The following is a 21,211-nucleotide window of genomic DNA, read 5'->3' as shown; positions in this document are numbered from 1 at the left end:
AGTTACAAAATACTAAATTTAATACCTTTTAAGAATGAATTTAATTACATATTCTGGGTATAAAAATTGTAATCTTTTAGAATCACCCGTAAAAAATCGTTATTATTACCCGATTGATTTTTGATTCCGGTAACAGTTTCAATTTTCGAAACCAGTTTATAAATCACCTCATGATCGTTTTTTGCAACGGCATTTTGAAAAGTTTCTTTGATAATTCGCATATCGTTGTCAGATAATTTAATCACCAAAGGATAAGTAGGAACATATGCATCACCTATTTCTTCCAGAATGGTATGGCTTATATTAATTTTGTTTTTCAGGGTAATTACCGCTGTTCCGGCAACCATATCGCCCAATCGCTGTCCTTTTTCACTAGAAATCACTGATATTAAAGCTACAATTCCGCCAAGAATAGTAACATCAACCAATCTAAAAAACCAACGCATTAAATAATCTCCAAAACCAGCCTGATATCCATCTATTTTTACGACTTTTATTTTGAGTATTTTTTTGCCAATAGTCTGGCCTTCAAAAATGCTTTCTAAAGTGAGGGTATAAATAAAAAAGGGAAAAAACAAGATTAGTGAAATCGCTCCTGAAGACCATCCATCCAGGTTAGCCAATAATTTATCAAAATGAAGCCAATAAAAAAAGAGGAGCCAAATCACCACTATATAGGCAATTTTAATGATCAAATCGATAAAATAAGAACCTATTCTCTCGCCTACAGAAGCAGCGATAAAATTTATTTTAACATTTTGGGTTGTATTAATAGATAATTCTGACATATTTTATACTTTAGCCTACAATGAGAGAAGTTGCCTTCATAAAACAAAATAAAGAAAAATGGCTGGAATTTGAGCTAGCTATTTTTGGTAAAGCTAAAAAAAATCCTGATGAGTTAGCTAATTTGTACATTCAAATGATGAATGACTTGTCGTATGCGCAAACGTATTATCCAAAAAGTAAAACGGTAATTTACTTAAATCATCTGGCTTCTCAGATTTATCAAAAGATCTATAAGACGAAAAGAACTGAAAAGAACAAATTGGTCGAATTTTTTATTACCGAAGTCCCTCTTCTGATGTACGAATACAAACGCTACCTCATCTATGCCTTTATTCTATTCTTTATAACGGTTGGAATTGGCGTAGTTTCGGCTCGTTACGATCAGGGTTTTATACGGTTGATTCTTGGAGACAGTTATGTTAATATGACTCTGGAAAATATAAAAAAAGGCAACGCAGTAGCCGTTTACGGCTCCGGAAGCAACTGGGGAAGTTTTATTGGCATCAGCATGAACAATCTTTATGTAGGGGCAAGATGCTACGTTTACGGTGTTTTTGGCGGACTTGGAACTTTTTACATTTTTCTTCAAAACTGTATTATGCTGGGATCGTTTCAGTACTTTTTTTATGAGCAGGGCGTCTTCTGGAAAAGTGTTCGCGGAATCTGGATTCATGGTGCTATGGAGATTTTTGCCATCGTAATTGAAACAACCGCCGGATTTATTCTGGGTGCTTCTATACTTTTTCCAAAAACTTTTTCGAGAATAAATTCCTTTAAAATTGGTTTCAAAAATAGCTTCAAAATCTTCCTGAGCACATTTCCTTTTACGATCAGTGCAGGATTTCTGGAAGGTTTTATAACACGTTATTCGATCGATATGCCCAATTGGTTAAGCAGCTTTATCATTTTATTTACGTTAGGAATTATTTCTTTTTATTATTTGGTTTATCCTTTTATTGTTCACAAAAAAACAACTTCAATATAATGTTCGAACTTTACAAAAAACGGGAATTAGGTGACTGCATAACAGACACTTTTAGATTTTTCAAAAGATTTGGAAAACATTTTTTTAAGATTTTTTTCGTCATAAACGGAGCTTTCTTACTTATTACAGGTGCATTTGTATACTGGTTTTTAAAAATTAATTTTCAATTTGTATCACAGAATAATGCTGCAAACCCTGATCCAAATTATGTTTTAAATTACTTCGAGGACAGCTACCCAATGTTTATTGGTTTTGTTGCAATTTTTGTGATTGTAGTGCTTGTTTTATCACTATTCAATTCTGCTTATCCAATTCTATATTTAAAACTGGTCGAGAAAAAGAACACCAATGATTTCACTATCGAGGATATCATGAAAAGCTTTAAACAAAACCTTGGCAAAATTATAAAGTTCTGTATCGGAATCATCTTTATCGTTGTTCCTGTTTTATTTATTGCTATTATTCTAATGTTTCTCTTGTGCTTTGTTCTAGTGGGTATTCCGCTGCTATTGGTTTCAATACCCGCTTTTTTCACTTTTATAAATCTTAGTTTTTATGTTTATTTAACAGAAGAAAAAGGATTTTTTCAGTCTTTAAATCATGCCTATGTTTTATTGAGACAGAATTTCTGGACCACCATTGGAACGACCTTTCTAGTAATGATTATGATTCAGATGATTCAGGCTTCTATAACCATGGTTTTCTATTTCATCGGAATATTTATATTTTTTATAACCACAATAGCCAATTCTGATTTTGGTACAAAACCATTTGAGGCCTCACCAGTATTACTCCTTTTCATTTCTTTACTATTTGTTGCCATATTTGCTCTGAGTTATATTTTCAATAATGTTCTCATGGTTAATCAGGGAATTATTTATTATAGTCTAGTATCAGATGATAAAATTTCAAATCGTGACATTGAATTAATCGGAAGTAATAATGAATAGAATTCTCCTCATTTTATCTTTTATTTTCTTCTTTGGTATTGTTCATGCCCTGGATTCTTTGGCCACAGCCGAACCTCCAAAAATCAAAACTGTAAAATATACGGAGAAGGATCTGCAAATTGATTCCAGTACAGTTGAACCAGCAACTTTTGATAAAAATTTCAAAAAAAAATATACCGGTTCAGAATTTGTTTACGAATACAAAGCTCCTGAAAAAGGCCTTTGGCAGCGCTTTTTAGAATGGCTGGCCAGCATTTTTAAAAGCTGGTTTAGTTTCGAAAGTACGGCAACCTCTATCAATTTTGTTTCAATCTTGCTAAAGACATTGGCAGTCATCATCATTGTTTTTGTTATTTACTTAATCGCAAAAGCGGTAATTGATAAAGAGGGACAATGGATTTTTGGAAAAAACGCAAAGAAAAGAAACATTTACTATTCTGATATCGAGAAAAACATTCATCTTCTCGATTTTGACAAATTGATTAAAGAAAGTATTCAGTCCGGAGAAAAAAGAGTGGCGATTCGTTACTATTATTTGTGGCTCTTAAAAGTTATGGCACAAAATCATTATATCGAATGGGATATCGAGAAAACCAATTCAGATTATTTATACGAACTTCAGAGACCTGTACATAAAGAAGAGTTCACTTATTTATCTTATTTGTACAATTATATTTGGTACGGAGAATTTGAAATTGATGAAACTACTTTCAAAAAGGCCGAAAACAGATTTAAGAATGCCATAAAAACCTTTAGCAATGAGTAAAACACTTAAAATTTATATTGCTGTTCTGGTTTTTATGTTTGCCATCATATTACTGGCAGATCGCGACCGGCAAAAACCTATCGATTGGCGCCCAACTTATTCTGTCAATGACAAAATCCCGTATGGATTATATGTTTTTGACAAGGAAATCAATGGCTTTTTTAAAGATCATAAAGTAGAAAGAATTTCTCTCGTTACACCGTATGAGTACCTCGATTCTCAATACGACGAAGATACGCTGATAGAAAATTATAAAATTAAAGGCAATTTTATAAACATATCCGAAGAAAACACAATTGATGATCAGTCAATTAAAGAAATATTCTATTTTGTATCACATGGAAATAATGCTTTTTTAAGCATGAAAACATTTCCCAGGTACTTATTAGACTCTTTAAAAATCGAAGTCAATTCTAATTTTCAAAATAGTGGTAATACGATTGTTTGGCTGGCAAACAAAAAATTTAAAGACAAAAAATATAATTTGCCACAACCCATAGATGATTATTTTTCTAAAATTGATACTGCAAGTACAACTGTATTAGGTTATCAGGATACAAAATCAAACAAGAATGTCAATTATATCAAAGTGGCTTACAGACAAGGCTACTTTTATCTGCATACAGATCCGCTTGCTTTTACTAATTTTCATTTATTAAAAGGAAAAAATTATCAATATGCCGAAGGCGTTCTCTCCTGTTTGCCAAAGGGCGATATTTTTTGGTATACCAAAGGACAAAACAATGAAAGGATTTCTACATCGCCTTTACGCTATATTTTAAGTCAGCCTGCATTAAAATCGGCCTTGTACCTCTCTTTACTTGGAATCGTTATTTTTATTATTTTTAATGCCAAACGAAAACAACGTATTGTTCCGATATTAAAGCCTTTATCTAATTTAACAGTTGATTTTACCAAAACAATAGGAAACCTGTATTATCAGGCAGGGGATCACGACAATATTATTGATAAAAAAATCATTTACTTTTTAGAAAAAATAAGAACCGATTATTTAATTGATACCACAAAACTCGATGATCATTTCATTAAAAAATTGCATCACAAAACAGGAAAAGATATAAGCGATATTCAGGAACTTGTATTTTTAATTAATGAACATCGAAAAAGTTATCACGGCAGCCTTGAAGAAGACCTCATTAGAATTAATAATGCCATAGAAAAGATTTTACATTAGATAAAGATATTAGCCATAGATTAGAAGATTAAAATAATTATAAATCAGCGATAATGAATTTAATCTGTGGCAGAAAAAAATAATTTCATTCAAAAAGAAAACAGACCAATATGGACGATATCAATACACCAGAAACAGAAATCACAAATGAGAATGTGAATTTTGAAACACGAATAAATTTAGCACCACTTTTAGAACACGTAAATAGTATTAAAAAAGAGCTTGAAACCGTAATTGTAGGCCAACATAAAATGGTCGACCAGCTTTTGGTCGCAATTTTATCAAACGGACATGTTTTGCTTGAAGGTGTACCCGGAGTTGCCAAAACTATTACAGCCAAATTGTTGTCTAAAACTTTAAATATTGGCTTTAGCCGAATTCAGTTTACGCCGGACTTAATGCCATCAGACATTTTAGGAACTTCTATTTTTAATCTAAAAAATTCTGAATTTGAGTTTAAAAAAGGCCCTATTTTCTCTAATCTAATTTTAATTGATGAAATAAACCGTGCTCCGGCGAAAACACAGGCGGCACTTTTTGAAGTCATGGAAGAGCGTCAAATTACAATTGACGGATCAGCCTATCAGCTTGAAACACCATTTTTGGTTATTGCAACCCAAAACCCAATCGAGCAGGAAGGAACATATCGTTTGCCTGAGGCACAATTAGACCGATTTTTATTCAAAATCACTATTGATTATCCCAAACTAAACGAAGAAATCTTAATTATCCAAAGAGAACATTTGTTGCAGGACCACGGAAAACTCGAAGCGATTAAAACCATACTTTCTGCAGCCGAAATACAAGAGTATCAATCTTTGATAAAACAAATTAGAGTAGAACAAAATTTACTCGAATATATTGCCCGAATTGTAGTAAACACGCGCGAAAATGCCTTTTTATATTTAGGGGCTTCTCCGCGCGCCTCGATTGCAATATTAAATGCCTCCAAAGGTTTCGCCGCTATTCGAGGAAGAGATTTTGTAACGCCTGAAGATATCAAAGAAGCCGCAATTCCGGTTCTTCAGCATCGTGTAATTGTAGCGCCGGAACGTGAAATGGAAGGTCTTACAAGCACTGAAATTATCAAACAAATTATAGAAACCGTAGAAATTCCAAGATAGTTTTCTGTTTTTAGTCACGATTGCAGTTTTCAAATTTGAATCCCAAAACATTAAAACCTTTTTTAAATGAAACCTTATAAACTTTTTTTATTATCCTTCATCTGGATTTTATCTGCCAGTTTTACACCGGTAAATACCGATTTAACAACAACAAAAAAAACTTTTTACTTTTCCACTGACAAACAACAATTGGAGACCTTAATAAGAAAAATGTATGAATGGATCGAAACAAAAAATTTAGTTAGTGATTTTGACGCTGTCGAAAACAAAAAAGGAACTAAATACATCGGATTAAATTTAGCCGCCCACAATAAAAAACTGGATCAACTAAAAAAGTCTAGTTTTTTTTCGAAGCAATTTTTAGACAATTATTCAAAAATTGCCTCAACGATCGATGCCAATTTAAAGAATAAAAAAATGGAATGGCTTGTTGGAGATCTGCCTCCATTTGGGGAAGATACAAATCCATGGTGCAGCTGTCAGGATTATCCGGATGCCTATTGGAAAACCATGGTTATAAACAATCTTAAAATAGACAAAAACAATGCTGGTTTTAACTGGAGCTGGTCTGCAAAAGATAACTTTACATACAAAGTTAAAGCTGTCAAAGAAAACGGAATCTGGAAAATTGCCTACTTAGAAGGATTTGATTTTGAATCGTACACCCGATTTTGAATCGAAAATAAATTATAAACCTGAAATGATAAAATCGTGAAATTCATAAAGAGCCTTTACCTCAATAACTTCTTTTTCTATGTGCTTTTGGGCATTATCGGACTGTTTGGTTTTGCTTTTATTTTTCCGGTTCTGTACAATGCCGTCTGGCTTCTGGTTTTAATTTTAATCACTTTTCTGGGGCTTGACATTTTGCTTTTGTATTTGACCAACACAGGAATTGAAGCCGAAAGACATACACCCGAAAAACTTTCGAATGGTGATTTAAATCCTGTAACTATTCAGATCAAAAATGGCTATACTTTTAAAATTTCAGTTAAAATAATTGATGAAATTCCATTTCAGTTTCAGGTGCGCGATTTCAAAATTGTAAGAACCATTAAAGCAGCTGAACAAAAAGAAATTGGGTATGACTTACGTCCTACAGAACGTGGCGAGTACTTTTTTGGCTACCTCAATATCTATGTTTCTTCGCCGCTAAGATTAATCTCAAGAAGGTTCATTTTTGCAAAAGATCAAATGGTGCCCACCTATCCTTCATACATACAATTAAGGAAATATGACTTGTTGGCTTTTTCGAATAATTTACACCAACACGGAATCAAAAAAATACGCCGGATTGGTCATACGATGGAATTTGAGCAAATTAAAGAATACGTTCAGGGCGATGATCTCAGAACCTTAAACTGGAAAGCTACCGCCAAGAGAAATTCATTAATGGTCAATCAGTTTCAGGACGAAAAATCGCAATCCGTATATATGGCGATTGATAAAGGCCGTGTCATGCAAATGCCTTTTGAAGGATTGAGTTTACTGGATTATGCTATTAATTCGACTTTGGTCCTGGCAAATGTAATCCTTAAAAAGCAAGACAAAGCCGGAATTTTTGCTTTTTCTAAAAAAGTAGAAAACAGAGTCTTTGCCGAGAAAAGAGCTTCTCAGATGCAAAAAATTCTGGAAACCTTATACAACATCAAAACTGATTTTTTTGAAAGTGATTACAGCAGATTATATGTCGACATCAAAAAAAATATCAATCAGAGAAGTTTAATTATTTTGTATACCAACTTTGAGACTATGGATGGCCTAAACAGACAATTACCTTATCTAAAAGCAATTGCCAAAAGTCATTTATTAGTGGTCGTTTTCTTTAGTAATACCGAATTGAATGCCATTATCAATAAAAAAACAGATACCATTCAGGAAGTTTACGATAAGGTAATTGCCGAAAAATTCATGTTCGAAAAACGACTTATCGCAAACGAACTAAAGAAATATGGTATACATTCCGTTTTGACCCAACCTGAAAATCTGACTTTGGATGCGATCAATAAATATTTAGAGATTAAGGCGAGAGGGATTTTATAGTGAAAATTCAACTAAAACACGAAATAGTATTTACTATTCAAGAAGTAATCTTAAGCGCAACATTATCAAATTCAAATGAAATTGTGATGCTGAAAGATTCAGGAGAAGTACTAAAATATAACATTCCTGAACAAAGTACTCATTTTTTATTCTCGGTAAAAAGTAACCTGGGATATCCTGATGGCGGATTTGATATAAATGCAAAATCAACTTTATATACCCTTGATAATATTGTAATTATTGTAAACGATTTTAAAAGGCATGGTTTTATTTACTATCCTGAAAAATATGATGTTTTACATGTATGGAGGGAAGATTATCATGCCGATATTTCAAGTTATCCTGTCGCTTTATTTAAAAACAAGCAAAATATACCTCATATAATCTATAGTGTAGCGTGGAATCATCTTCAAATAATGAACCTTGATACCAGACAGGTTCTTACTGCCGCTAAATCATTAATTGAAGAAAATGCAGAAGAAAGACATATCGAATTTTATAAGAATTATAAAGAGGATAATAAACTTCCATGGCCAAGCAGTTATGATTATTTTTTTGGTAAGTTATTTCTATCTCCGGATAATAAGAAGTTTTTAAGTTCGGGATGGTGTTGGGGTTCTAGTGATGCTTATAAAGTATATGACATCGAAGATTTCATAAATAGTAATAGAATTTCTGATATAAATATTGGATTTTGGGAACATGAAAACAGAGCCGTTTGCTGGATTGATAACCAAACAATTGCAGTTACTTATAATCCAATTACAGAAGATGATGAAAATTCAACAACCGATTCTGATGTCGAAATTCATTTCTATAAATTAGATAAAGAAAAAGCAGCAATGGTTAAAAAAATTAAAATTGCTGAAAATATCGTTAATTCTAAATTGTGTTTTAATAAAACCATAAATTCTTTTATCGCCTTTTCTAAGGAAATTGGCTTGGTGATCCTATCATTAGAAGGCAATATTATTTTTAAGGATAAAAACCTCAAGATAGATGAATATAATGACAAAGCCAGCTTATTACTTGCAATTGATAACAATAAGATCATGATTTATGAAATGAAAGCTTAAGGCTTTTTTATAAATTGCCATCCAAAATACAAACTAATATTGATCTTTAAAAAAATGAAAAAACTAATTATAATCTTATTTGTTTTCACCAGCTTTTTGTCTCATGCACAAAAAACAGAAAACATTATCATTATCACCACCGACGGTTTTAGATGGCAGGAAGTCTTTAAAGGAATGGATCCGGCAATTGCCAATGATAAAAAATTCAATCAGGGCGACAGTACCTACATTTATAAAAAATATGCCAGTGCTGATTTTAAGGAATCCCGAAAAAAAATTATGCCTTTCTTATGGTCAGAAATGGTTTCAAAAGGTCAGATTTATGGAAATCGTGATTTGGGCAATAAAGTTGATGTTTCGAACCCGTATTGGTTTAGTTATCCCGGATATAGCGAAATCATGACCGGAAATGTTGATGTTGCGGTTAATTCTAATAGTTATAAAGCAAATCCAAATGTGAATGTTTTGGAGTTTTTAAACCAACAGTCTAAACTAAAAGGCAAAGTTGCCGCTTTTGGCGCCTGGGATGCTTTTGATAGAATTTTAAACGAACAAAGAAGTGGTTTTCCTGTAATTTCGGCCTTTGATCCTGTGGGAGGCACTAAACCAACTGCGGCTCAAAAGTTAATAAACGAAATGCGTGATAATTCGTTTAAACCTTTTCATGAAGATGAGTGCCTGGACGTCTTTACGCATTATCAGGCTTTGGACGAACTAAAAACAAAGAAACCAAAAGTACTTTATATCGCCTACGGAGAAACAGACGAATGGGCACATTCCGGACATTACAGATCATATCTCGATGCGGCCAATCAGGTAGACAAATGGATTAAAGAAATCTGGGATTTTGTACAAAATGATCCGCAATACAAAAACAAAACTACTTTACTAATTACGGTAGATCACGGACGCGGAGACAAAACAAAAGCCCAATGGACAGATCACGGTGCTGATGTTCCCGGAGCATCACAAATTTGGTTTGCCGCAATAGGACCGGAAATTGCACCAAAAGGCGAAGTAAAAATGGAATCGCAATTGTATCAAAAACAGATCGCCCAAACCATTGCCAAAATTATGGGATATACTTTTACAACCTCACACCCTGTTGCGAGTGAGATTTCAGAAGTACTTCAAAAATAAATCAAAAAACCGCAAAACCCATCAATCTTAAATGAAGAAAATATTATTGTTTTTATTTCTCTTTTTTGAAATAATAGTGACAACCTATGCTCAAAATATCAATTTTGAAAAGCAAATTGATTCTCTTATTTCTATTAAAACAGAAAAACCGTTTAACGGAATAATTTTTATTTCTCAAAAAGGAAAAACAAAATATTTTAAAGCTTTGGGCTATTCTGACCTGAACAAAAAAAAAACTTTACAACTTAATGATGAATTTGTAATTGGCTCTATAAGCAAACAATTTACATCCGTTCTCTTACTTAGAGAATATGATAAAGGACGTGTTGAACTATTTGTTCCGATTCATAAATATTTACCTGAATTAAAACAGACCTGGGCGGATACAGTTACGGTTCATCAATTATTGACACACACGCATGGCATTGTTGAATTAGATAAACCAACCGCCTTTAAACCAGGAACTCAATATGCTTATTCACAAATTGGTTATGATTTATTAGCTAAAATTATTGAGAGAACTTCTGGCGAATCATTTGCAGAGCTCTCAAAAAAAATGTTTAAAAAATGCGGAATGAAATATACTTTTCACCCCGACATTAAGCAATATAAAAATTTAGTTAAAGGGTATACGGAAACTGAAAATGGTAAAATTGAATTCGAAAATAAAAGTTTTCAAAATTATGCTGCTGCGGGCTCTTTTATATCAAATTGTAGTGATTTAAATTTATGGAATGAGCAATTTTATGATGGAAAGCTATTAAAAAAAGCAACATTGAAAATGCTGGAAATGAAGCAAAAAAACGCAGTACGTAATCATCCTGTTTTTGGAAAAACTCCATACGGATACGGAATAACAATAGATACAATAAACGGTCTGTTACAATATGGTCAAACCGGATATTGTCCCGGATTTGTCACAATGAATTACTACTATCCTGAGACAAAGACAAGTGTTATTGTTCTCGAAAATGTTGATTATTATCCTAATGAAATAAAAAAGACTTTTTATTATCATACCGAAATCTTAAAAATAATAAGAGCAAAGCCTGAAAACCATAAATAGTAATTTTTCCCTTTTATAGCTTTAAAAACCTTATAGAAAAAAAACGCTGAACCTATGTACCTTTGAACCTTTGCAACTTTTAAAAAAAATCTAAGTACCTTAGCGCCTCAGAACCTTAGTACCTTTTAAAAAAAATGAAACAAATTACCTCAATACAAAATCCGTTTATAAAATCACTTGTTTTACTGCAGGAAAAGGCAAAAGCCCGAAAACAAACCGGAACATTTTTGATTGAAGGTCTACGTGAAATTTCATTAGCCATAAAAGGCGGTTACGAAATAGAAACTGTTTTATTTTTACCGGAATTGGTTACTGAAAATCAGATCAATAAATGGGTTAACCCTCCGGTTCAGTTAATCGAAATCAATAAAGAAGTCTACCAAAAACTAGCCTATCGCGATACAACCGAAGGTATTCTGGCTGTAGCCAAAACCAAATCGATGCTTTTATCGGATTTAAAATTATCAGACAATCCGTTGGTTATTGTAGCCGAAGCACCTGAAAAACCAGGAAATATCGGTGCACTTTTGCGTACGGCAGATGCTGCAAATTTAGACGCTGTTTTGATCGCAAACCCTAAAAGTGATTTATACAATCCAAACATAGTTCGCTCAAGCGTGGGATGTTTATTTACCAACCAAATCGCCACAGGAACAACAGCTGAAATTATTGCTTTTTTGAAAGCAAAAAAGATCGATTTTTACTGCGCTACTTTACAAAATTCTACCTCTTATCATACACAGGATTTCACGACTCCAACAGCTTTGGTTGTGGGTACAGAAGCAACAGGCTTAACGCAGGACTGGCGTGATGCTGCAACTCAGAATATTATAATTCCAATGCAGGGCGAAATAGACAGTATGAATGTCTCAGTTGCCGCGGCAATCTTAATTTTTGAAGCCAAACGCCAAAGAGGATTTAATTAATTTTAAATTAAAAATTATGAGTCATAAGTTATTTGCATTCTTATTCCTTTTAGGTTTCACCGCTTCTGCTCAAATTTCGAATCAGGAAGTAGATGAATTGGTAAATCGTACCATAAAAGCTTTTGATGTTCCCGGAATTGCAGTTGCGATTGTAAAAGACGGAAAAGTAGTCCTTGCAAAAGGATATGGTGTAAAATCACTAGTAACCCGGCAAAAAGTAGATGCCAATACCCTTTTTGGAATTGCCTCAAACAGTAAAGCTTTTACAACTGCTGCATTGGCCATTTTAGTTGACGAAGGAAAAATAAAGTGGGATGACAAAGTGGTTCAATATCTTCCGGATTTTAAAATGTCTGACGATTATGTAACCAAAGAATTCACGATTCGTGATTTATTAACACATAGAAGCGGGCTTGGACTTGGCGCCGGGGATTTGATGATCTGGCCTGACGGAAGTGACTTTACAGCACAGGATGTCATTCATAATTTACGATATTTAAAACCGGTTTCGAGTTTTAGAACCAAATACGATTATGACAATTTGATGTATATAATTGCAGGAGAAATTGTACATGTAGTTAGTGGTAAAACCTGGGCTGATTTTGTTGAAGAACGCATCATGAAACCTTTGGAAATGAATAATAGTGTAGCTTCTGTAAAACGTTTAAGAGATACCACAAACGTAATTACACCACATGTTCCGGTAGACGGAAAACTAAAAACCATAAAACGCTATGAAAATCAGCTTTTTGACGGAGCTGCCGGAATTTATTCAAGCGTAAATGATTTGAGTAAATGGGCAATTCTACAAATCAATAACGGAAAATACAGCGATAACAAAACGTTATTTTCAGAAAAAGAGCACGACGAAATGTGGCAATTGCAAACCATCATTCCGGTAAAAACCAGGGCTCCCTACAATACTCACTTTTCGGGATATGGTTTAGGATGGTTTTTAAGTGATGTAAAAGGATACAAACAGGTCTCGCATACTGGTGGTTTAGAAGGAAATGTGACACAAACTACTTTAATTCCGGAAATTGGTTTAGGAATTATTGTCCTGACCAATCAACAATCCGGAGCTGCATTTAGCGCTATTACCAATACCATAAAAGACAGCTATTTAGGGATCAAATCAGAAGATTATGTAACTACTTACAGCAACCGCGTGAAAGCCAGTGAAGCATCGGCGGATAAAGTTACGGATGAAGTTTGGGCAACCGTTGCAAAAAATAAAAAAGAAAAACTAAAAACCGACTTTAGTAAAATCACCGGAACTTACAAAGACAATTGGTTTGGAGAAGTTACGATAACAGAGAAAAAAGGAAAAACCTATTTCGCTTCAAAACGTTCTCCGCAATTAGTCGGTGAAGTTTTCTTCTATAAAAACGGAAATTATGTCGTAAAATGGAACAATGCTTTTTTCCATGCTGATGCACATTTGCTTTTCAAATACGATGAAACAGGAAAAGTCATTAACCTAAAAATGCTTCCAATTTCTGAATTAACTGATTTTAGTTATGATTTTCAGGATCTGGATTTTTCGAAAGAATAATTTATTGTTTCAAGTTTCAGGTTTCAGGTTTCAGGTTTCAGGTTTTGTGAGCAGTTCTCAGTCTCAGTTTTCAACCTGAAACAAAATAATTAAGCAATCTTTATGAAATCTTGAACTTTGAAAGTTCCTGCAAACAATAATTTATGTAGTCCCTACGGGACATTTTTGCGGAGGCGCTTATTTTTTTCTACCAATATGCAGCTCCTAGCGAAGCACTATTTGTATAAATTACAAATGTTATATTTACAATTTACCTTCAAAGAAATATCCTGTCAGGGATTAAATCCTGGTGACCGTACCATTATGATCATTCTTTTTTTGTCCCGTTAGGGACTACACTTTTTTATTCAAAACTAAAAAAAATCTCATTTTTTATTTTTTGTTCCCAGTATCATACTGAGCGAAGTCAAAGTCCTTTTTAACACAAAAAAATCTTTCCCGAAATTTCGGCACGCTCGATGTGACATAACAAAATCTACTCTCCAAAATCTTAAATCAGAAATCAACAATCAACAATCTAAAACCTTGCGTATGTTCAAACTTATTGCTATTTTTAGTACTTGAACCATGCCGTTATGATAGAAATAGATATTGAAAAAGAAAACAAAGCGATTGCGCAGGAATACAAGGAATTACTTCGAATCAGTTATCAGACTTTAAGCCCAACTGACAAAAAACTGATCCGTAAAGCATTTGATGTTGCCGTTGACGCTCATAAAGAACAAAGACGTAAATCTGGAGAAGCGTATATCTTTCATCCTATTGCAGTTGCAAAAATTGTAGCTTCTGAAATAGGTTTGGGAGCGACCTCTATTGCTGCAGCTTTATTGCACGATGTCGTAGAAGATACTCCAATAACGGTTGAAGATATTGAGCGATTGTTCAATCCAAAAGTAGCGCAGCTGGTCGAAGGTTTAACCAAAATTTCATTAGTTCAAAAAGACCTGAATGCTTCCATGCAGGCAGAAAATTTCAGAAAAATGATCCTGACACTGAACGATGATGTTCGTGTAATTTTGATCAAACTCGCAGATCGTTTGCACAATATGCAAACCATGGATTCGATGGCAGAATACAAGCAAACCAAAATTGCCTCAGAAACCCTGTATATTTATGCCCCTCTCGCCCACCGTTTAGGGCTTTATAATATTAAAACCAAACTGGAAGATTTAGGTTTAAAATATACAGAACCCGCTGTTTACAATGACATTGTAAGCAAAATCAGAGAAACCAAAGAAGAACAAGATGCTTATATCAAAGACATTTCGGACGTTTTAAAAAAATCTTTAGATAATGAAGGCATTGATTATATTATAAAAGGCCGTCCGAAATCTATTTATTCAATTCGTCGAAAAATGCGTGCCCAAAATGTAAGTTTTGACGAAGTTTATGACAAATTCGCCTTAAGAATTGTGTACAAATCAGATCCTCATGATGAAAAATTTGTGGCCTGGAAAATCTATTCAATTGTAACCGATCATTACAGACCAAGTCCAAGCCGTTTGCGTGACTGGATCTCCTCTCCAAAATCGACTGGTTACGAAGCGCTGCACATCACCGTTATGGGACCAAAAGGCCGTTGGGTCGAAGTACAGGTTCGAAGTGAACGTATGGATGAAATTGCCGAAAAAGGCTACGCAGCACATTACAAATACAAAAACGGAGCAACAGAAGAAAGCGGTTTAGATGTCTGGTTGAATTTGCTTCGTGAAGCATTGGAAAATCAGGAAACCAATGCCGTTGACTTTGTAGAAGATTTTAAAATGAATTTATATTCAAAAGAAATCTTTGTCTTTACACCAAAAGGAGAAATAAAATCGCTGCCAAAAGGCGCCACTTCACTGGATTTTGCCTTTAGTATTCACTCTGAAATTGGAATTAAAACCAGAGGAACCCGTGTAAACGGACGCCTGGTTCCTTTAAATCACGAACTAAAAAGTGGCGATCAGGTTGAAGTTATTACCTCGGCAAATCAAAAACCAACCGTAAACTGGTTAGAATACGTAACCACTTCACGAGCAAAAAATAAAATCAAAAACGTTCTTAACGAGAACACCAAAAAAATTGCCGAAGAAGGAAAAGAATTGCTTACACGAAAACTTAAGCATTTAAAAATAACCATCAACGAGCAAGTAATCAATGAACTGGTTAACTTTTTTAAACTTAAAACCAGTTTAGATCTATTTTACAGAGTGGGTATTGGCGCGATCGAAAATCAGCAATTAAAAGATTATGCAGCGCAAAAAAGCAATACGTTTATCAATTTCTTTAAAAATAAAATTAAAAGAAATAAAGATACCGCTGCCGAAGACATACACAAACCCGTTATCAGCAGTAATTACGACATGCTGGTTTTTGGAACCGAACATGACAAACTCGATTACAAACTTTCGCAATGCTGTAACCCAATTCCGGGAGATGATGTTTTTGGATTTGTAACGATCAACGAGGGAATTAAAGTACACAAAAAAGATTGTCCAAATGCTCTCGGAATGCAGTCCAATTATGCCTATCGTATTATGAGCGCCAAATGGATTGATTCTTCACAGGAAGAGTTCAAAGCCATTATCAACATTACAGGAATGGACGTCTTAGGACTTACAAACCAGTTAACAAGAGTCATTTCAAACAATATGAGCGTGAATATCCAGAGCATTTCGTTGAGCACAGATGCAGGAATCTTTCATGGTCAGATCGCTGTAATTGTTCAGAATAATACGATTTTGAAAAAAATGATTAATGCCATTAAAAAAATTGACGGGGTTGATAAAGTGACCAGGGAATACAGAACCTAACTTTTTAACCTATCTATAAGGGTTTTATAACTAAACTTTAAACCCGAAACTTTTATTGATTAAAAATAAAAAATTATCTTTGCCGGATATGACACTCATTTCAACTGACAACACTAAGAATCAAGAAATTGTAAAAAATGTATTTACAATGTATCTTGAGCAAAAAGGGCATCGCAAAACTCCTGAGCGTTATGCAATACTTCAGGAAATTTACGATAGCGAAGAACATTTTGACATAGAAAACTTATATATCAAGATGAAAAACAAAAACTATCGTGTGAGTAGAGCTACATTATACAACACGATCGAGTTATTGTTAGACTGCGCTTTGGTTAGAAAACATCAATTTGGGCAAAATCAGGCTTACTACGAAAAATCATATTTTGATAAACAGCATGACCACATCATCATGACTGATTCCGGTGAAGTAATCGAATTTTGCGATCCAAGAATTCAAACCATCAAAAAAACAATCGAAGAAATATTTGATATCGAAATTACGAATCATTCATTGTATTTCTACGGAAACAAAAAACAAAAACAATAATCCTTAAAGGCATTATTCAAAAAAAATAAAAAAAAGAAAATTAACTACATTAATCAGTAGGGCAACTCAAATTGCCCCAACGCAAATTAAAACAGAATGACCGTAGATTTATTACTAGGATTACAATGGGGAGATGAAGGTAAAGGAAAAATTGTTGACGTTCTTACCTCTAATTATGATATTATTGCACGTTTTCAGGGAGGACCAAACGCAGGACATACATTAGAATTTGACGGAATTAAACACGTACTTAGAACAATCCCTTCAGGAATTTTTCATAAAAAATCTATAAACATCATCGGAAATGGAGTTGTAATTGATCCTGTAGTTTTTCAAAAAGAAATTGAAGGTTTAGCCAAATTTAACCTTGACATCAAAAGCAAGTTAATCATTTCAAGAAAAGCGCATTTAATTTTACCAACCCACCGCTTACTTGATGCTGCTTCTGAAGCATCAAAAGGAAAAGCTAAAATTGGTTCTACCCTTAAAGGAATTGGACCAACTTATATGGACAAAACCGGAAGAAACGGTTTACGTGTTGGAGATATTGAATTAGAAGATTTCAAAGAACGCTACAGAGCATTAGCTGACAAGCATGAAGCTATGATTGCTTTTTATGACGTAGCCATTCAATACAACTTGGCGGAACTTGAAAAAGAGTTTTTTGAAGCAATTGAAGAATTAAAAAAATTAGACTTTATTGACAGTGAAGAATATATCTACCAGGCTCAAAAAGCAGGTAAATCTATTTTATGCGAAGGAGCACAAGGTTCGTTATTAGATGTTGATTTTGGAACTTATCCTTTCGTAACTTCATCAAATACTACTGCTGCGGGAGCTTGTACCGGTTTAGGAATTGCGCCTAACAAAATCAAAGAAGTATACGGAATTTTTAAAGCCTATGTAACACGTGTTGGTAGCGGACCATTCCCTACTGAACTTTTTGACGAAGTTGGTGCTACAATGGCAAGAGTTGGAAACGAATTCGGATCTGTAACAGGAAGACAAAGACGTTGTGGATGGTTAGACCTTGTAGCTTTGAAATATGCTGTTCAGGTAAATGGAGTAACTCAGTTAATGATGATGAAAGGCGACGTTCTTTCAGGATTTGAAACTTTAAAAGTTTGTACCGAATACAACTATAAAGGACAAAACATTTCTCACTTTCCTTACAACATCGAGCCGGAAAACGTAACTCCTGTTTATAAAGAGTTTAAAGGATGGAAAGCAGATTTAACAGGATTGACTACTTACGATCAATTACCAATCGAGCTAAAAGAATATATTGAGTTTATTGAAACAGAAGTTGGAGTACCAATTAAGATTGTATCAGTTGGACCGGACAGAAAGCAAACAATAACAAAATAATACATCTAAACGCTCTGAGAACCAGAGCGTTTTTTTATACAAAAGATTTCTAATTATGAAAAATCCGGAAATTAAAGTAACCGAAACCAAACTACTATCAGACAATTGGTATATCCTAAACAAAGTAACCTTTGATTACCAAAAGAAAGACGGTAAAGTAGAATCTCATATTCGTGAAGTCTATGACAGAGGAAACGGAGCAGCGATCCTATTATATAATGCATCCAAAAAAACAGTAATTCTAACGAGACAATTCCGTTTGCCAACTTATCTTAACGGCAATAAAACCGGAATGATGATCGAGGTTTGTGCAGGACTTTTAGATCAGGATAATGCAGAACAAGCAGTAATTCGCGAAACCGAAGAAGAAACAGGCTATCGTTTAAAAAAAGTTCAGAAAGTAATAGAAACTTATATGTCGCCAGGTTCTGTAACAGAAATTCTATATTTATTCGTGGGCGAATACGATGAAACCATGAAAGTAAATGATGGTGGAGGATTAGATGCAGAACAAGAAAACATTGAAGTCCTGGAATATACTTTTGATGAAGCCTATGCCATGATTGAATCAGGAGAAATCACAGATGCTAAAACCATTTTATTATTGCAGCATGCTAAAATAAAAGAATTGATTTAACTATTTTTGATAGATAAAACCTACTCTTCAAATGAAGACAATTATTTTTATCATGACCTTATTTCTTTCTTTTCAGATACATTCTCAAAGAAATAATGAAACTTTACAATCTAAAGAATTTGATTTAGCAAATCACTATTTAAAAAAATCAGATGCTAAAATTGCCATGAATTATTTTTATAGTTCAGGCAGATGCAACTCAAAAACAAAAATGGGTGAACTTGCAATCAAAAAAGCAGATTCTCTAAAAATAGTAGTTAAAAAAGAGTTTATCAACGAACTAATCGGTAACTGGAAAATGTTCGACGATGTGCCATCCTGGGTTATGAGAGATGACAACAGTGTTAGCCAAATGATAAAAATAAGTCCCGAAGAGATTCAATTTTATGAGTTGAAAAGAAATGCCAAAAATTGGGAACTCACCAAAACAGAAAAAATAATTTATGACGATTTGCTATCCAATGAATCTTCGTATTCGGATATAGTGTATTCTGATAATACCATCTGGAACTTTTACAGGGATGAAAACACAGGCTATTTGAATTTAACTCACACCGGAGAAAAAACACCAACAGGCAGAAGTGAAATATTTTGCGGAACAACCAGAAAAACTTATTTTAAATTGCAATAAAATAAAAGGTTTGATTTAATTTTTAAGTATTTTTAGATTGAATTAAAACCTTTCTGATGCGTAAATTTAAAATAATACTTTTACTAATTTTTCCATTTCTACTATATTCCCAAAATGAAAAATTTACAGTAGAACAATTAAAACAAGATCTTACTACTTTTAAACAAATTAGAGAAAAGGCAAATTCAGGTCTTTATAAATACCGGACAAAAAAGCAAATTGACAGTATATATTCCTGGGCATTTGCACAATTAAACAACCCTAAAGATTTAGTAGATTTTTACAAAATAATTGTCCAAATCACCGATTTTGAAGGCAGTGTCCACAACGACACAGCTCTTCCCGATGCATTTAAAAATAACATTTCAGGCAAAGTTTTTTTTCCATATCCCGTAAAATTAATCAGCAATAAAATAGTTGTTAATTTTAAAAATACTGAAATTCCCGTGGGATCAGAAATTTATAGTGTAAATGGAATTAGTGCGAATATTTTTCTGCGTGATTTATCTAAATATTATACCACGGATGGTTTTAATAAATCCGGAAAGTCCATTGGGATCACCTCCTCTTTTTCAAGGTATTTTGAAATGGAATACGGACCAAAAGACACCTTTTTAGTTGAATATTCTCTTCCGGGCGAAACTCAAAAACGATCTAAAAGCCTTGCCGGAGTTTCTAATGACGAACGAAAAGAAAATTTTAAAAATCGCTATTCTTTACCCAGCGATAGCCTGCAATTTACTAAAGCCAAAAAAAAATATTCATTCAAAATTATTTCTCCAAATACAGCGATGCTTGCTGTTCACTCTTTTGCAATTGGAGGAAACGCCAAGGCTAAAGAACATTTGATTTATAAAAAATATCTGGATAGCTGTTTTCAGATGCTTTCTGTACATCCTGAAATAAAAAACCTAATTGTAGATGTTAGAAATAATGGTGGCGGATCAGACCCTAACGATCTCGTAACTTTTTCATACCTCACCCAAAAAACGTATCGCGAAAACAAAAGTGCGTATATTAATTTTCAAAAAATTCCATTTCTTCCTTATTTTGTTTATGAAGAAACTGAGAATGAAAAAAAGCTGGAAGAAAAAAATGATTTTGAAGCTGAATTAAAAGAGGAATACCCGATTTTAAAAGGCAAAATATATCCTCAGGATCTAAAATTCAATCGTTTACTACAACCTGACAAAAACACATTTAAAGGTCAGGTTTACTTATTAATAAGTCCAAGGGTAGCTTCGGCCGGATCACTTTTTGCATCATTAGTTGCAGGAAAAACAAGTGCTATTATTATTGGTGAAGAAACGATGGGCGGCTATTTCGGTCATAACGGACATACTCCTATTGAGTACGAATTGCCCAATACAAAAATAAAAACTACATTCTCTATCGTAAATTTAGAACAGGATGTTCCTAAAAAACCAAATCAGCTTTTTGGTCATGGTGTAATGCCCGATCACGAGATAACACAGCCTTTTGATGATTTCATGCAAAATAAGGATACACAATTAGAATATACCATGAAATTAATTGAGAAAAAATAGTAGATAATTTTTCCACTAAGATGAAAATTAGACATGAGCATAGTGAAAAATCGCATAAAACTTATTAGAAT

19 protein-coding genes are annotated in these 21,211 nt (G+C 33.6%); 18 read left to right on the top strand and 1 reads right to left on the bottom strand.

Translation table 11 applies throughout. The features are described 5' to 3' along the window. Positions 1-44: 44 nt before the first annotated feature. Positions 45-788 carry an RDD family protein gene (locus ACHRWY_RS07730; protein ID WP_395353685.1) on the bottom strand — a complete coding sequence of 248 codons (744 nt, stop codon included), beginning with the start codon at positions 786-788 and terminating at the stop codon, positions 45-47. Between the two features lie 20 nt (positions 789-808). On the opposite strand from ACHRWY_RS07730, the gene ACHRWY_RS07725 reads away from it, so the two are divergent. The 18 genes from ACHRWY_RS07725 (at position 809) to ACHRWY_RS07640 (ending at position 21,140) form a co-directional block, all read left to right on the top strand. Further along, on the top strand, positions 809-1,774 hold the full coding sequence (locus ACHRWY_RS07725) for a stage II sporulation protein M (protein WP_395353684.1): 966 nt from the start codon (positions 809-811) through the stop codon (positions 1,772-1,774). Further along, complete coding sequence (locus ACHRWY_RS07720) at positions 1,774-2,724, top strand: hypothetical protein (RefSeq protein WP_395353683.1); 951 nt, start codon at positions 1,774-1,776, stop codon at positions 2,722-2,724. Before ACHRWY_RS07725 ends, ACHRWY_RS07720 begins: the two co-directional genes overlap by 1 nt. Continuing rightward, positions 2,717-3,490, top strand: a complete 774-nt coding sequence (locus tag ACHRWY_RS07715) for a DUF4129 domain-containing protein (protein ID WP_395353682.1) — start codon at positions 2,717-2,719, stop codon at positions 3,488-3,490. Before ACHRWY_RS07720 ends, ACHRWY_RS07715 begins: the two co-directional genes overlap by 8 nt. Further along, complete coding sequence (locus tag ACHRWY_RS07710; RefSeq protein ID WP_395353681.1) at positions 3,483-4,685, top strand: DUF4350 domain-containing protein; 1,203 nt, start codon at positions 3,483-3,485, stop codon at positions 4,683-4,685. The genes ACHRWY_RS07715 and ACHRWY_RS07710 overlap by 8 nt, the downstream gene beginning before the upstream one ends. A gap of 110 nt (positions 4,686-4,795) precedes the next feature. Further along, a complete protein-coding gene (locus ACHRWY_RS07705; RefSeq protein ID WP_395353680.1) occupies positions 4,796-5,809 on the top strand; it encodes an AAA family ATPase in 1,014 nt (337 codons plus the stop codon). Between the two features lie 66 nt (positions 5,810-5,875). Beyond that, the gene (locus ACHRWY_RS07700) at positions 5,876-6,484 is read left to right on the top strand and encodes a hypothetical protein (protein WP_395353679.1); all 609 of its coding nucleotides are present in this window, start codon (positions 5,876-5,878) and stop codon (positions 6,482-6,484) included. A gap of 36 nt (positions 6,485-6,520) precedes the next feature. Continuing rightward, the gene (locus tag ACHRWY_RS07695) at positions 6,521-7,852 is read left to right on the top strand and encodes a DUF58 domain-containing protein (protein WP_395353678.1); all 1,332 of its coding nucleotides are present in this window, start codon (positions 6,521-6,523) and stop codon (positions 7,850-7,852) included. After that, complete coding sequence (locus ACHRWY_RS07690; protein WP_395353677.1) at positions 7,852-8,928, top strand: hypothetical protein; 1,077 nt, start codon at positions 7,852-7,854, stop codon at positions 8,926-8,928. Before ACHRWY_RS07695 ends, ACHRWY_RS07690 begins: the two co-directional genes overlap by 1 nt. Before the next feature lie 54 nt (positions 8,929-8,982). Continuing rightward, complete coding sequence (locus ACHRWY_RS07685; protein ID WP_395353676.1) at positions 8,983-10,068, top strand: phosphoglyceromutase; 1,086 nt, start codon at positions 8,983-8,985, stop codon at positions 10,066-10,068. A 31-nt stretch (positions 10,069-10,099) separates the two neighbouring features. Further along, a complete protein-coding gene (locus tag ACHRWY_RS07680; protein ID WP_395353675.1) occupies positions 10,100-11,134 on the top strand; it encodes a serine hydrolase domain-containing protein in 1,035 nt (344 codons plus the stop codon). 134 nt (positions 11,135-11,268) lie between these two features. Beyond that, on the top strand, positions 11,269-12,060 hold the full coding sequence (locus ACHRWY_RS07675; protein WP_395353674.1) for a TrmH family RNA methyltransferase: 792 nt from the start codon (positions 11,269-11,271) through the stop codon (positions 12,058-12,060). 16 nt (positions 12,061-12,076) lie between these two features. Beyond that, positions 12,077-13,615, top strand: a complete 1,539-nt coding sequence (locus tag ACHRWY_RS07670; protein WP_395353673.1) for a serine hydrolase — start codon at positions 12,077-12,079, stop codon at positions 13,613-13,615. 575 nt (positions 13,616-14,190) lie between these two features. Next, the gene (locus ACHRWY_RS07665) at positions 14,191-16,410 is read left to right on the top strand and encodes a RelA/SpoT family protein (protein ID WP_395353672.1); all 2,220 of its coding nucleotides are present in this window, start codon (positions 14,191-14,193) and stop codon (positions 16,408-16,410) included. A gap of 88 nt (positions 16,411-16,498) precedes the next feature. Continuing rightward, positions 16,499-16,957: a Fur family transcriptional regulator gene (locus tag ACHRWY_RS07660; protein WP_026981862.1), complete on the top strand. Its 459-nt coding sequence runs from the start codon at positions 16,499-16,501 to the stop codon at positions 16,955-16,957. A 96-nt stretch (positions 16,958-17,053) separates the two neighbouring features. Then, positions 17,054-18,325 (top strand): adenylosuccinate synthase, encoded by a 1,272-nt coding sequence (locus ACHRWY_RS07655; RefSeq protein WP_395353671.1) that lies wholly within the window; start codon positions 17,054-17,056, stop codon positions 18,323-18,325. A 55-nt stretch (positions 18,326-18,380) separates the two neighbouring features. Continuing rightward, positions 18,381-18,962 carry an NUDIX domain-containing protein gene (locus tag ACHRWY_RS07650; RefSeq protein ID WP_395353670.1) on the top strand — a complete coding sequence of 194 codons (582 nt, stop codon included), beginning with the start codon at positions 18,381-18,383 and terminating at the stop codon, positions 18,960-18,962. A gap of 31 nt (positions 18,963-18,993) precedes the next feature. Next, positions 18,994-19,593 (top strand): hypothetical protein, encoded by a 600-nt coding sequence (locus ACHRWY_RS07645; RefSeq protein ID WP_395353669.1) that lies wholly within the window; start codon positions 18,994-18,996, stop codon positions 19,591-19,593. A gap of 56 nt (positions 19,594-19,649) precedes the next feature. Then, a complete protein-coding gene (locus tag ACHRWY_RS07640) occupies positions 19,650-21,140 on the top strand; it encodes a S41 family peptidase (protein WP_395353668.1) in 1,491 nt (496 codons plus the stop codon). The last annotated feature ends 71 nt before the right edge of the window (positions 21,141-21,211 follow it).

The organism is Flavobacterium sp. FlaQc-48 (assembly GCF_044007335.1).
Lineage (GTDB): Bacteria > Bacteroidota > Bacteroidia > Flavobacteriales > Flavobacteriaceae > Flavobacterium.
Note: the sequence above shows the minus strand (reverse complement) of the source record. Positions and strands in the feature narration are given on the sequence as shown.

Bases quoted from the DNA above. Each gene is read 5' to 3' on its own strand.
- ACHRWY_RS07730 (WP_395353685.1), bottom strand. From the start codon at position 788: ATGTCAGAATTATCTATTAATACAACCCAAAATGTTAAAATAAATTTT.
- ACHRWY_RS07725 (WP_395353684.1), top strand. From the start codon at position 809: ATGAGAGAAGTTGCCTTCATAAAACAAAATAAAGAAAAATGGCTGGAA.
- ACHRWY_RS07720 (WP_395353683.1), top strand. From the start codon at position 1,774: ATGTTCGAACTTTACAAAAAACGGGAATTAGGTGACTGCATAACAGAC.
- ACHRWY_RS07715 (WP_395353682.1), top strand. From the start codon at position 2,717: ATGAATAGAATTCTCCTCATTTTATCTTTTATTTTCTTCTTTGGTATT.
- ACHRWY_RS07710 (WP_395353681.1), top strand. From the start codon at position 3,483: ATGAGTAAAACACTTAAAATTTATATTGCTGTTCTGGTTTTTATGTTT.
- ACHRWY_RS07705 (WP_395353680.1), top strand. From the start codon at position 4,796: ATGGACGATATCAATACACCAGAAACAGAAATCACAAATGAGAATGTG.
- ACHRWY_RS07700 (WP_395353679.1), top strand. From the start codon at position 5,876: ATGAAACCTTATAAACTTTTTTTATTATCCTTCATCTGGATTTTATCT.
- ACHRWY_RS07685 (WP_395353676.1), top strand. From the start codon at position 8,983: ATGAAAAAACTAATTATAATCTTATTTGTTTTCACCAGCTTTTTGTCT.
- ACHRWY_RS07680 (WP_395353675.1), top strand. From the start codon at position 10,100: ATGAAGAAAATATTATTGTTTTTATTTCTCTTTTTTGAAATAATAGTG.
- ACHRWY_RS07675 (WP_395353674.1), top strand. From the start codon at position 11,269: ATGAAACAAATTACCTCAATACAAAATCCGTTTATAAAATCACTTGTT.
- ACHRWY_RS07670 (WP_395353673.1), top strand. From the start codon at position 12,077: ATGAGTCATAAGTTATTTGCATTCTTATTCCTTTTAGGTTTCACCGCT.
- ACHRWY_RS07665 (WP_395353672.1), top strand. From the start codon at position 14,191: ATGATAGAAATAGATATTGAAAAAGAAAACAAAGCGATTGCGCAGGAA.
- ACHRWY_RS07660 (WP_026981862.1), top strand. From the start codon at position 16,499: ATGACACTCATTTCAACTGACAACACTAAGAATCAAGAAATTGTAAAA.
- ACHRWY_RS07655 (WP_395353671.1), top strand. From the start codon at position 17,054: ATGACCGTAGATTTATTACTAGGATTACAATGGGGAGATGAAGGTAAA.
- ACHRWY_RS07650 (WP_395353670.1), top strand. From the start codon at position 18,381: ATGAAAAATCCGGAAATTAAAGTAACCGAAACCAAACTACTATCAGAC.
- ACHRWY_RS07645 (WP_395353669.1), top strand. From the start codon at position 18,994: ATGAAGACAATTATTTTTATCATGACCTTATTTCTTTCTTTTCAGATA.
- ACHRWY_RS07640 (WP_395353668.1), top strand. From the start codon at position 19,650: ATGCGTAAATTTAAAATAATACTTTTACTAATTTTTCCATTTCTACTA.